General features: G+C 65.7%; 8 protein-coding genes. 2 read left to right on the top strand and 6 right to left on the bottom strand.

The features are described 5' to 3' along the window. Nucleotides 1–61: 61 nt before the first annotated feature. Nucleotides 62–5,743: a DUF7927 domain-containing protein gene (locus DXT68_RS13920; protein ID WP_162829127.1), complete on the bottom strand. Its 5,682-nt coding sequence runs from the start codon at nt 5,741–5,743 to the stop codon at nt 62–64. 434 nt (nt 5,744–6,177) lie between these two features. Here DXT68_RS13920 and DXT68_RS16995 point away from each other — a divergent pair, with 434 nt between their 5' ends. Beyond that, nucleotides 6,178–6,327: a hypothetical protein gene (locus DXT68_RS16995; protein ID WP_156149294.1), complete on the top strand. Its 150-nt coding sequence runs from the start codon at nt 6,178–6,180 to the stop codon at nt 6,325–6,327. 236 nt (nt 6,328–6,563) lie between these two features. On the opposite strand, the gene DXT68_RS13915 is transcribed toward DXT68_RS16995, so the two are convergent. From DXT68_RS13915 to DXT68_RS13900, 4 genes are all read right to left on the bottom strand, one after another. Continuing rightward, on the bottom strand, nt 6,564–6,962 hold the full coding sequence (locus DXT68_RS13915) for an ACT domain-containing protein (protein WP_052677711.1): 399 nt from the start codon (nt 6,960–6,962) through the stop codon (nt 6,564–6,566). A 295-nt stretch (nt 6,963–7,257) separates the two neighbouring features. Next, on the bottom strand, nt 7,258–7,809 hold the full coding sequence (locus tag DXT68_RS13910) for a GNAT family N-acetyltransferase (RefSeq protein WP_045254121.1): 552 nt from the start codon (nt 7,807–7,809) through the stop codon (nt 7,258–7,260). A 62-nt stretch (nt 7,810–7,871) separates the two neighbouring features. Then, the gene (locus DXT68_RS13905; RefSeq protein ID WP_045254120.1) at nt 7,872–8,351 is read right to left on the bottom strand and encodes an HIT family protein; all 480 of its coding nucleotides are present in this window, start codon (nt 8,349–8,351) and stop codon (nt 7,872–7,874) included. A 215-nt stretch (nt 8,352–8,566) separates the two neighbouring features. Further along, nucleotides 8,567–9,109: a ribonuclease FAU-1 family protein gene (locus DXT68_RS13900; protein WP_162829126.1), complete on the bottom strand. Its 543-nt coding sequence runs from the start codon at nt 9,107–9,109 to the stop codon at nt 8,567–8,569. 206 nt (nt 9,110–9,315) lie between these two features. Here DXT68_RS13900 and zapE point away from each other — a divergent pair, with 206 nt between their 5' ends. Next, nucleotides 9,316–10,347 carry a cell division protein ZapE gene (gene zapE / locus DXT68_RS13895; protein ID WP_045254119.1) on the top strand — a complete coding sequence of 344 codons (1,032 nt, stop codon included), beginning with the start codon at nt 9,316–9,318 and terminating at the stop codon, nt 10,345–10,347. Nucleotides 10,348–10,811: 464 nt separating this feature from the next. Here zapE and DXT68_RS13890 read toward each other — a convergent pair whose 3' ends face one another. Further along, on the bottom strand, nt 10,812–13,130 hold the full coding sequence (locus DXT68_RS13890) for a beta-xylosidase/alpha-l-arabinosidase (RefSeq protein WP_045254196.1): 2,319 nt from the start codon (nt 13,128–13,130) through the stop codon (nt 10,812–10,814). Between the last annotated feature and the right edge of the window lie 29 nt (nt 13,131–13,159).

The raw sequence follows: 13,159 nt of genomic DNA, 5'->3' as shown, positions 1-13,159 counted from the left end.
CCACAGCTCGCACACGAGTGGCGGCCAAGGAGAAGTTCCGTGGCCGCCACTCGCTCTCAGATCAGCCCTGCGATGAGAGCCCAGCCTGCTCGGCACGTCGTCGAGAGACGAGCCAGAGTCCGAGAATCAGGAGCGCGGCACCGGCGACGCCGCCACCGATCCACATCGCCCCACCCGTGATCGCCAGGCCCGGCGGAACGACCGTCGTCGTCGTCCGGCAGTCAGGATCATCCGAATCGCTCGAGCAGTTCGCCCCCGACCCGTCGGGGGTGACAACGACGTTGCGGAGCTGCCCCGTGGAGGTCACCGTGACGGAGTACGTGATGTCCACACTCTCTCCCACGCCGACGGCTCCAGCCCAGGACAGCACCGGCTTGTCGTATGTCGCTCCCTCGGTGGCATCTCCGTTGTAGGAGCCCACCGCCAGAGACGACGTCAGATCATCCGTGAACGTCGCCGGACGTTCGTCGGTGTACGCGACCTTTCCGGTGTTGGTGACCGTGATCGTGAACGTCACTCTGTCGCCTACCGATGCCGTCGACGCGGAGGACGTCTTCATCACGTGGTAGCTGGAGACCGGCGTGTTGACGATGCAGTCCGAATCGGCTGCACATCCACCACCGGGGCTGTCGCTGGTCACGCTGTTCCGGAGATTTCCATCGCCGGTCGCCGGCTGGTTCACCGTGACCGAGTAGGTGATCGCAATCACTTCGTCGACTCCGAGCTCGCCTGTCCAGGTGAGGTTCGTCCCCGATACCTGCGCACCCGCGGTGGCGTCGTCGTTGTAGGTCGCGTCGTCGAGCACATCGGACAGGTCGTCGACGATGGAGGCCGGAGCGTCCTGCGTGTACGGCACCTGTCCGGTGTTCGTGACGGTGACGGTGTAGATGACGACACCGCCCAGGGTGACGTCCTCGACATCCGCGGTCTTCACGACCGTGTACGAAGCGACCGGCGTGTCCGTGATGCATGAGCCCTCGACGCATGAGCCTCCCGGCGAAGACGGGGCGACCACGTTGCGAAGGGTGAAGTCCCCCGCGACAGGGTCATTCACCGTCACCGTGTAGGTCACCTGAATCGTCTCGCCGACTTCGAGCGGCCCGTTCCACGTGAGCGTGTCACCCGATACCTCGCCGCCGACCGAGACGTCGCCGTTGTAGTCGGCATCGTCGAGCACGCGGGAGAGGTCATCGGTGAACGACGCCGGGTTCTCGTCGGTGTAAGCGACCGCTCCGGTGTTGGTGACGGTGACCGTGTAGGTCACGATGTCACCCGGGAGAGCCGTGCCCGGAGACGCTGACTTCGCGACCGTGTACGAGGCGGCGGGGACGTTCGCCACGCAGGCAGGATCTGTCGATCCATCCACGCAGTTCGCGCCGGATCCCGGGGGCGTCACCACCGTGTTGGCGAGCTGCCGATCACCTGTGGCCGGATCGTTCACAGTCACCGAGTAGGTGATGGTGACGGTCTCGCCGACATCGAGCGCGTCAGACCATGCGAGCTGCGGGTCGGCGTAGCTGACGCCTGCGCCAGTCGAGCTCGTCGCATCGCCGTTGTAGACAGCATCATCGAGCACCGCCGACAGGTCGTCGGTGAACGACGCGGGAGCGTCATCCGTAAAGGCGACCTTTCCGATGTTGGTCACGGTGATCGAGTACTCGACGACGTCGCCGGGCAGCACCTCGGTGGCCGTGGTGGACTTCACCACGCGGTACGAGCCCGCGGGGGTGTCGGTCGTGCAGGCACCCTCGCAGCTCCCTCCCGGTGCGGTCGGAGCGACCGCGTTCAGGAGCTCGAAGTCACCCGTGATCGGATCGTCCACGGTCACGGAATACGTGACCTCGATCGACTCGCCGACACCGAGGGCACCGGACCACGACAGGGTGTTCCCCGAGACCTCCGCACCGTTCGATGCGTCGTCGTTGTACACCGCATCGTCCAGCACACCCGACAGGTCGTCCTCGAAGGACGCAGGCATCTCATCCGTATACGGGACCTCACCGGTGTTGGTCACGGTGACCGTGTAGGTCACGACGCCCCCGGGGAGGACCGTCGCGGAGTCCGACTCCTTCGACACCGTGTAAGAAGCGACCGGAGTCTCCGTCACACAGTCCTCATCCGGATCACAGCTGCTTCCCGGTCCGGTCGGAACCACGGCGTTGCGCAGAGTGCGGTCACCGGTGAGCGGGTCGTTCACGGTCACCGAATATGTGACGGTCGTGGTCTCGCCCACGGCGAGCGGGCCTGCCCAGGTGAGGGTGTTCTCGGTCATCGTGCCGCCTGCAGAGACGTCACCGTTGTACGTCGCATCGTCGAGAACACCAGACAGATCATCATCGAACGACGCCGGGGCGGCATCCGTGTAGGCGACCTGACCGGTATTGGTGACGGTCACCGAGTACGTGACGATGCCACCGGCCATCACCGTCTCGGCGTCCGCCGACTTCGCGACTGTGAATGATGACACCGGGGTGGTCGTTGCGCACTCGCCCGGCACACACTCGCCCGTCGGATCGCTCGGCACCACGACGTTCTTGAGAACCGAATCGCCCGTGGTGGGGTCCTTCACCGTCACCGAATACGTGACGGTCGTGGTCTCACCCACGGCGAGCGGGCCGGCCCAGCTGAGCGTGTTCTCCGCGACGGAACCGCCGGCAGAGACGTCGCCGTTGTAGCTCGCGTCATCCAGCACACCGGACAGATCGTCTTCGAAGGAGGCAGGCTCCGCGTCCGTGTAGTCCACGGCGCCGACGTTCGTGACGGTGACCGTATATGTCACGACTCCGCCGGGCATCGTCGTCTCAGAGTCCGACGACTTCGAAACGGTGTAGCCACGGATCAGGGTGACGCACACGTTCGGCGAATCCACTGAATCTTCGGTTCCAGTAACGGACACCGTCGCGATGTTGCAGACCTCAGCCATCTTCGCGTCATCACGAACGCGCGTCACAAGAGTCAGGACAGCATCTTCGCCCACCGGGATGCCAGATTCCAATGCCCAGGTGCTCGTTTCGGGGTCGTAGGCACCGTTCGTGGCATCCGCCGACACGAAATCCATACCGTCCTGGATCTCGTCGACGACGATCACTCCTTCGGCAAGACCGGTCCCCGTGTTCGTGACCTTGATGGTCCAGGTGATCTCGCCGCCCCGCCCGATTTCTGCCGTCGACGCGGACTTGTCGATGGACAGCGACGGGCTGGTACGCAAGCCAACGACGTTCGGTTCGACGGGCAGGATCGCGTTTCCGTTGCTGTCGTCGACCGCCGACACGGCGAAGGAGTTCCACGCGATGCCTTCCGCGTCCGCTGGCGTGGTGACGGGGAGCGTCACCTCCTGGACTTCGCCCGGCGCAAACGTCCGGTCGCCGAAGTCGATCCGGATAGCGCGGACATCGGCCGGATCGCTCGGCAGGGTTGCGGACCAGTCATCGACGCATCCCGCGGGCGCGGATCCCCGGGTGCCTCCGACCGCCATGACTTCTCCACGACACGGGTTCGTGGAGAGCGAGTACATGATCTCTGCCGATCCGCCGGCATCGACGGTGCCGGACAGCAAGGTCTGCCACTGGCTGCCACGGCCCGCGTCCGATGCCGGGCCGACACCGGTGTCGCCCACATGAGGAAGGATGTCGTAAGCGACGACGTCGGAAAGCGGCACGTTCCCCAGGTTCGTCACATCCAGACGATACGTTGCGGGTTCGCCGGGCAGCACTGCTCCGATACCGGGGGCTGCCGTGAAGTCTGCGTCCTCGGACCCGCGCACCCACTTCGTTCCGCCGACCGCGGGGGTCGAGACCACCGAGTATGTCGCAGCCGTGGCGCAGCCGACACGCTGTGAATCGTCGACGAACCCATCTGCGTCGGTCCGTGAAGTGTTGACCACACACCCGACTGTCGAGTACTTGCTGTCGAACACGGCCAGCTCGTTGCTGTGCTGCCCGACCGACGCGCCCGGCTGCACAGCGACCTTGAACTTCACGTTCCCCCACGCGGTGCTCGGGGCGAGCCCGCCCGTGCCCGGCCAACTGACCCGGACGAGCTGACGTCCCGTGCCTTCATAGTCGTCGATGACCTGAACCTGCAGATCGGCGTCGGGGAGAACGGTCTTGGCGCCCGTCGTCAGCCCGGCGGTCGTGAACGAACCGGGAACGAAGCGTAGATCTGCGGGCAGGAGGTCCGTCAGGACGGGCGACCAGTTCACTCTGCTGGCTTGCGTCGATAGGACGAACTCCACACCCATCTGTCCGCCGGGTCCCTGCACGTTGTCCGTCATGTTCTTCGCAACGCGAACGATCGGACGATCAGGGTCGACCTTGACGTATCCGCAGACATCACGAACCTGCTGCACGACGTCTCCCGAGATGGAGTTCGTCAGCGTCCCACTCAGACAGTTCTCGAGAAAGACAGGTGACCCCTTGGGGACGTTCGCGTTGCGGTAGATCGCATCGGAAGAATCCTCGGGGAGGTCGGATGACACCTGGCCCGAGACCTGCAGGCTTGCCGAGTCTCCTCCAACCATGGTCGCCCGCACACGCAGCGACGTGACCCATTCCGTCGAGGACTGCTGCGGCAGCGTGACAGTGTTGGGGGTGGCCACCAGTGTGACGGTGCCGGTGTTGCCGAGGTTGGTCACATAGTCGATGGTGTACGGGTTCTCTGCGACACCACCGGTCAATGTGAGTCCCACGTTACGGATTGCAGGAGTCGCACACGTTGTCGTCCCATCGGTCGGAGAGCTCCAGATACAGGGCAGCGCATCTGTGAGGTCCACGTTGAGCGGAATGGTCCCGGAGTTGCTTATACCGATCTGCCACGCGGTGGTTCCACCGCGGGAGCCCCCATTGGCTCGCGTGAGCGATCCGTTCTTCGTCACGGCCCCGCGCGCGGTACTCGCGGCGAACCCGTGCGTTGCGTCATCCGAAGAGTTCACGGTCTCGTCCGGCGCGAGATACGGATTCGCCGTCGCCGTCGCCGTGTTCGTTGCTTCAGAGGCGGTTGAGAATACGGACGACGGGTAGCGGAGCACGACCTGATACGTCGGCGGGATGACGAACGCCCCGTTCTCAGACCACGCGGGCCACGTCACCGTATGTGCGTCCGAGTCGTACACGCCTCCACCGGTCGCCGATACGAACTCTGCCCCGACAGGAAGACGATCCACCGTGACGACGTTGTCGATCGCCCAGGTGCCGTTCGCCGGCGCGTTTCCGTGCCGGCCGGTGTTGGGGTTGATGCCCGACCTGTGGCCCGTCGTGACCTGATAGGCCACAGGCACATCCAGCCCGGGAGTCTGGTTGCTGACGAGACGCTTGTCGGTGAGGAGATCCGGGCTCGACACCACAGTCTTCGTCGACGATGCCGTCTGCGTCACACCGCTGGTCGTATACGTGGCGACCGGGACGATGGTCGCACCATTGGGGGAGGCCATGTTGGGCACTCGCACCGTGAACGTCATCGTGCCGGAGCTTCCTGCCGGCACGACATCGAGCATCGTCCAACGGATCACCCCGCCACTGACCGTCGGATCGCTGGAGAAGCCTCCGGTCGAGGCAGTCCCGGCGACGTACGTCGTCGCAACGGATGAGTAGGGGGTCAGCGTGGGTACCGGGACGGTGATTGTGCCCGTGTCACAGGTTTCGACGGTGGAACTGCAGGACCAGGAGATCTGATAAGTCGTCGTATCACCAGAGGCGACGGTCGCACCGATAGCCGTCATCGTGAGACCGAGACTCGGAGCGGCCATCGCGGGCGAGGCGACCCCTACCCCCGTAACCGTGAGAGCTAAGAGTGCGAGAACGGCAGACAGCCGGCGTCCCCACGATTTGCGCGACTCTGACATGCGGATTCTCCTTGTCCTATGTCGCCCGGGGGCGCACGGTCAGGGGAGATGTTCCCCCCCTCACCTAATAAGAGTGTCCCGAGGGCCATTTCGTGACGCGACTATGCAAACTCTTTCCGCGGCCCCGGCGATCGATGGGACTCAGCTCCACCTTCCACGAGATGTCAGCGCGCACATCTCTCCGCCTCAAGAGTGCGTCAGGCTTGTCGGGTCGCCGTCTGGCAAGGCAGAACTCGCCCGCCTGCGCCTCGGGGCTTTGCTCGCGCCTCGAGACGCGAGAGTATCCGACGTCATGACGCGGACGAAACTCATCCTGCTCGCCACCCCGTTGCGGAGGGATGAAGCTCCTGCTCGAGCCCTACCCGTCCTCGCTGATCGACGAGACGATCGCGCGATACGGATCGAGCCACCGGCTTCTGCCGCTGTGCGACGACCAGGCGCTGCTCGTCGACGACGATCGGGAGACGGTGATCGACTCGGCGGACTGAGGCGACGAGTAGGGCGCGGCGCCGTGGTGCGGCATCCGTCTCGTCGTGCGTCGGACGATCTCGGAGCGGGTGGGGCTCTCCGTCGCGGCGGTCGCGGTGGGTTCTGACCTGATTGGAAGTCTCGCCGGTCGGCGACTCTGGGCGCCGTCGTCGTACTTCCTGATCTTCGCCCTTGGCGGCGTGATCCACCGGAAGTGCGTCGCCGCTGTTCTCCTGGTCAAACAGGTCCCGCAGGGCTAAATGAGCAGGTGACCGGCGTTCGTGAGTGCGTCCTCTGCACGATCCGCGTCTCCGCGGGGAACCATCAGTACATCGCCGTCGTAGGTGGAGACGACGAACACAGGGCAGCCGATCGCCGACAGCGGAGACACCAGCGATGTCACCACTCCCGTCAATCCGAAGGGGATGGGGCCACCGACGTACAGCGCGGCCCAGGGCCCGTCGATCTCGGCGTCGGGCGGTGCAGAGTCAGCGGGGCACACGATGGATATTTCCTGCGGGGTGCGAGTGATCGAGACGAAGGATCCTTCGCCGATCACGTCGACCAGGAGGGAACGGACGTCGGACGACACAGGAAAGCGTGCGACGACGTATTCGCCCGGGAGGCGCTGCAGCGTGACGGGGGAAGTGGGCATGAACGCAACCCTTCACTACATTGCGCGGAAGGCTCTCAACTGGAGCCACTGCATTCGCGCGGTCCTACGATACGGCACTGCCCCGACGGGCCGACGTCACCCCGGTGCGATCACAGCCGCGCCGACAACGATCGCTTTTGCGCGGCACTACTCGGCTCCCCAGGGCGGTCGCCGCGAACGTCGACAGTGCGATAGTGCCAAAAACGATCGTTTGCGGCGTCGAACGATCCTGAGTCACGGTTGGCCGCCGCAAACGTCGGCCACAGACATGGGCGAAGGCGGTCGCGACCGTTCTTCAGATCGATTGTCGCGCTAACCGTGAGTACATGTACATATCGCGCGGTTGGCCGTCCACCCGTTTCCAATTGCGGAGTAGGCCCTCGCGCTCGTAGCCCGCCTGTTCGGCTACCCGCCAGGAGCCTTCGTTCCAAGGCTCCACGTACAGTTCGACACGATCGAGTTCCTCGAGCGTGACCGCCCATGATGTCAGGGTGGCCAAGGCGTCCTTCGCGAATCCCCGGCGTCGACGCGAACTGGCGATCCAATAGCCAGCGCTGGCTCGGCTGGATCCGCCCGGGATGAGGAAGAGTCCGATGTGCCCGATCGCGGTGTCGTCGTTGTCAGCGATCGCGAACGCGTAGCCGGCTCCGTCTCGCATGCGTTCATGTTGTCGCTCGATGAAGGCCAACGCTTCCTTCTCATCCGAAGTCGTCGGCACGCTGGTCAGTTGAGGAATCAGGGGGTCCTGAGAGGCCTCCATGACGATCGCAGTATCCGAGTGGCGCCATGCCCGAAGTGTGACCGTCTCGCCGGTGAGCGTCGGCAGGAACAATGGGCTGGAAGTCATCCCTCATGGTGACATGCGAGTGCGCACGGCAGGAGGGAAGCGCGCGCAGACGCCGACGCCTGCTACCTACCGAGTGGGGGTTCCGACGACTCCCAGGCTCGGTGGAGTGCGGCGACCGCGGCATCGAATGCATCAGACGGAAGACGTGTCGGGCCGTCTGCGATGTTCACGTTGCGGAGAGGGTCGTCGGTTGCGTGCTGAGGTAGCAGGTGGCAGTGGAGGTGGGGCATCCGGTGACCCATGACGAGGTAGTCGATCTTCTTCGATCGGAACACCTCATCGATGACGCGTGCCGCGCGCTGTACATCCGCCCAAAACTTCGAGAGCTGGTCTGAGGGTAGTTCAGCCATATCGACGACGTGTTCTCGGAGGATCACGAGGCTGTATCCGGCGTGGTGTTGATTTCGGGCAAGCCGCACGTAGCTGGTGGCGGTTGTGGCGATGAGAGCACTGTGCTCGTTCGTCAGCAAGTGTGCGTCAGCGCACATCCCGCACTGCTCCGCCGCCGTCAGCGCTTCCCATTCGTCGTCCGACCACCACATGGCTCCCACCGTAAACGATGGTTTTCGGCGCGCGATGCCGCGTGTGCAGAACGGGATGCCACAAAGGTTCGCCGGAACACACTTTCGGCAGGGAGTTCGGACATCCCGTATCCCCTACTGGCTGTCCGCGAGGTTGCGTTACACGATCGTCTGCGGCGCGGCGAACAGAGCCGCTTGCGTCCACAGAGAAACACGAGTCATGCGCTTCTCGTGAATCAGAGGACGTCCCATCCCACTGGAAGTGTCAGGGCGGGCTCGGATACTGCGGGTGAATGAGTAACGTCCCAGCGACCGAGGGCGTCGATGAACGATCGAGGGTCGGCCATGATGGCCTCGCCGGTGCGGCGAGCATGATCGAGATCCTCGTCGCGCAAATACTCCGTTTTAACCGCCGCCGCTGCCTCATCCTCGTCTTTCCATTCAGCTTCGAAGTCAGCGGAGATCAGAACGTCCAGGTGCCAGTCGACGGCGACGAGCCCGAGCCGATCGCGACGCTTCTCAGACTCGAGATTGACGTACCAGCCGGCGAACGTGCCGTCAGCATTCCAGAAATGCAGAACTTGCCACGGCTCAGCCAGGGGGATCACTCGAAGGACGCTTCCACCGGTCCAGGCGCGCTGCGCCGTCGTGAGGTGCTGATGGAAACGTGAATCCAGCGGCACCGCGCGCGGATCTTCGCCCTCGGTCGTCGCCCAGTACGCAATTTCAGAGCCTGAGGATAGCCATCCGGCCACGACCCCCGCGGGCGCCTCGACCATCCGGAGTGGTAGCGCGGCCTGCACGCGCCCGTCGGGGTACAGGTATCGCAAGAGAGTCGTCGTTGGAGGCGCCATACGCACACACTACGGAGGGAATCCAGCACGGCGCTGGAGCCTGCCGGAAACGATCGTTTTCGGCAGAGTACTTGCTGCGGCTGACCTCACCCTAGACACAGGCCACCGCGCGGGCATGCCAGGCTGAGATCGTGAAAGGGACCGATAAGCTCGTTCGCGCCGTCGAGGCGGCGGCATCCGCCGACGGCTTTTCCCTCGATCCCGCTCAGAGAACAACACTGGATCGACTCGCCGTACTCGGTGGCGAGCTGGCCGGCGGCTCCCTCCGGCGAGGATTGCCGCGCAGCCTCTACGTCTACGGCGATGCCGGCCGCGGAAAGTCCTGGCTGGCCGATGCGTTCTACGCCTCCCTGCCGATCCGTCACAAGACGCGCGTCCACTTTCACGGGTTCTTCGACGAGCTGCATCGCAGCATCCACAGTCACCGGAGCGAACGCGACGCGATCGAGCGGGCGATCGATGACGTGACCCGAAACAGTCGGTTGCTGTTTTTCGATGAGCTGCACGTGCACGACTCCGGCGACGCCCGACTCCTGACGCGCCTCCTCGATCACGTTTTCACTCGGAAACTGACCGTCCTGGCGACCTCGAACTACGCCCCCGACAACCTCTTGCCGAATCCGATCTGGCACCACATCTTCGAACGCGGCATAGCTCTCATCAAGACCCACATGGATATCTGGTCGCTCAACGGCCCCACGGACTACCGCACTATGCAGGACGACCATTCGAAAGGCTTCGCAGCGGGCACCTGGTCGACTCGAGAGGCTGCACCGGCACCTACTTGGCTCGACTCCCTCGCGTCGCACGGTCGCTCGTTTCCGGTAACGTCCACGGATGACGGGGAGCTGACGGCCACGTTCGGTCAGCTCTGCCGCACTCCAACCTCAACAGTCGAATACCTGCAATGGTCCCGCGACTTCACCCAGTGGTCGATTACGGATGTCCCGCCGTTCAGCGCCGCCGATCCCGAAGCACAGCAACGCTTCATCAATCTCGTCGACGTGCTCGTGGACGCCGACGTCCCGGTCAGATTCTCAGCACACGTCGACCTCGACAGCTTCCTGGCCGACGCCTCCCAGCGCCCCGATGCTTTCCGCATGGCGAGCCGCTTACGGCTGTTGCAGCACGTGGCCGTCCCGAAACTCAACACCGAAACCTGATCGCTCACAACCCGATTTCGACACGGGTCGCGTTTGCGGACCGCTCCCTACGAGCCTGCCCGTGTCGTGCCGGAACCGAACAGTACGCGCCCGGCGCGACCACACCGAGTGCCGCGTTCTCCTCGTGGACCGACATGGCTTCGTCCAGACTTCACCTACGCCGAAACCATCCGCCGAAAGCAGGTTGCGGAGCACGATATCGGCAAGAGCGTGAACACGATCAGCCCGATAGAGCCGGAAACGATCGTTTGCGGCGGAGCGCCCGGGTTCACGGAGCAAGCGTGTGACACGTCGAGACTCGATCCGCCGAAACCCTCTGCCGCAGACGATCGTGCCGAAACATCGGCGGTGACGTTTTCGGCACGGCTCACGGACGAATCTCCTCTGGCTCGCAACCCCGGCGCGACGCGCCTTCCGTGACAGTGCGCGCCGGGGTGCCGCTACGGCACGGCATCCGCGCACCCTCACACGATCTCGAGGCGGGCCACCGTCTCCTCCTCGTCGCAGGCGCCGCCGACCCACAGGCGGATCGTGCCGGGCTCGACGCGCTTCACGCCGTCGAGCCCGGTGAACGCGAGACGGTCGATCGGCATCTCGAAGCGCACGACCGCCTCGGTTCCCGGCAGCAGCGCGACGCGGCGGAAGTCCAGCAGCTGGGCGACCGGACGCGCCACGCTCGCGACCTCGTCGTGCGCGTACAGCTGCACCACGTCCGTGGCCGCCACCGGGCCGGTGTTGCGCACCCGCACCGTGGCGTGCAGCGTCTCGCCGGCGGCGACCGATGCGGGGACCGTGAGCTCCTCGTGCGCGAAGGTCGTGTAGCTCAGGCCGAACCCGAAGGGCCGCACGGGTGTCGGGTCGGCGCTGGTCACATCGGTGCGACCGCCCAGCACCGCGTGCAGATACGAGTACGGCTGCGCCCCCGCCGAGCGGGGAAGCGAGACCGGCAGTCGGCCCGACGGCACCACGCGCCCGCTCAGCAGAGCCGCGAGCGCCGGAGCCCCCTCCTCTCCGGGGAAGAACGTCTGCACGACGGCCGCCGGTCGCCGGGGCGCGGCGGCGGCAGCGGATGCCGGGGCGTTCGCCGACGCCGGGGCGTTCACGGCCCCGAGCCCGACCATCGTGCCCGTGGCGCCGGCGCGCTCGGGCAGCGCCCAGTCGAGCTCGTAGGGGCGACCGGTCATCGCGATCAGGACCACCGGTGTGCCGGTCGCGACGATGCTCTCGACGAGCTCGCGCTGGATGCCGGGAAGTTCGAGATCGTCGACGTCGTTGCCCTCGCCGACCGTGCCGCGCCCGAACAGCCCTGCGCGATCGCCCACCACGACGATCGCCAGGTCGGCTGCGCGTGCGGCCTGCACCGCATCGGGGATGCCGGAGCGGTCGGCGCCCTCGACGTCGCACCCGAGGGTCGTGGTGACCTCCGCGAGCGGGAACTCGTCGCGCACGGCGTCGGCGACCGTCGGCAGAGCGATGCCGGCGGGCGTCCCGGGGTGGTGCGCGAGCACGTGGTTGACGAACGAGTAGCACCCCATCAGGGCGTCGGCGCTGTCGGCGTTGGGGCCGATCACCGCGATGCGCGAGGGGGCGCTCCCCCCGAGCGGCAGCACGCCGTCATTGCTGAGCAGCACGACGGATTCCTCGGCCAGACGCCGGGCGAGTTCGCGATGCTCCGCCGGGTCGAGGTCGATGTCGGCGGGGGGCGAGGTGAAGTCGGCATCCAGCAGCCCGAGCTCCTCCTTCTGCGACAGGACGCGTGCGACCGCACGGTCCAGATGCACTTCGGAGAGCCGGCCGTCGCGCACCTGCGCGGCGAGGGTCAGGTAGGCGTCGGGAGAGGGGAGCTCGACATCGAGGCCCGCGGTGAGGGCGAGTCGCGCCGCCTCCGCCTTGTCGGCCGCGACGCGGTGCATGGTGCGCAGGAAGTCGACGGCGAAGTAGTCCGACACCACCACGCCGTCGAACCCCCACCGGCCGCGGAGGATCTCGGTGAGGTAATGGGCGTCGGCGGTGACCGGCACGCCGTCGATGTCGGCGTAGGAGTTCATCACGCTGCGCACCCCGCCTTCGCCGACGGCCATCTCGAACGGGGGGAGGAGCACGTCTTCGATCTCTCTCCGACCGGCGCTGACCGGGGCGTGGTTGCGTCCGGCGCGAGACGCGGAATAGCCGACGAAGTGCTTGAGCGTCGCGTGCACCCCTTCGGACTGCAGACCTCGGACGTAGGCGGTCCCCACCCGTCCGACGAGCAGCGGATCCTCGGCGATGCACTCGTCGACTCGCCCCCATCGGGGATCGCGGATCACGTCGAGCACCGGGGCGAGCCCCTGGTGCACCCCCAGCGTGCGCATCGACGACCCGATCGCCCGGCCGACCTCCTCGACGAGGTCGGGATCGAAGGATGCGCCCCACGCCAGCGGCGTGGGGAAGGTCGCGGCCTTCCACGCGGCGAGCCCGGTCAGACACTCCTCGTGCACGAGGGCGGGGATGCCCAGTCTGGTCTCCGTCTGCAGCCGACGCTGCTCTGCCCAGAGCCAGGCCGCCCGTTCGGCGGGGTCGACAGGGCGGGTGCCGTAGACCCTCGTCAGGTGACCGATCCCGTGCGCGGTCGCCTCGTCATACCGGGTCGAGCTCTGCTTCTCGCCGGCCATCGGGGCGACCACCTCATCGCCCTGATCGACCCAGAAGCCGACCAGCTGCGCCTGTTTCTCGTCGAGCGTCATCTCGGCGAGCAGCGCGTCGACGCGGGGGGAGTGGCGTGCTTCGCCAGGGGACTGCGACATCGTGGTCTCTTTCTCGTTCTCTTCGTCGT

Origin of the sequence: Microbacterium foliorum, assembly GCF_003367705.1 — a bacterium.
Taxonomy (GTDB): domain Bacteria; phylum Actinomycetota; class Actinomycetes; order Actinomycetales; family Microbacteriaceae; genus Microbacterium; species Microbacterium foliorum.
The sequence above is the reverse complement of the archived record's forward strand: the minus strand, read 5'-3'. Positions and strand labels throughout refer to the sequence as shown.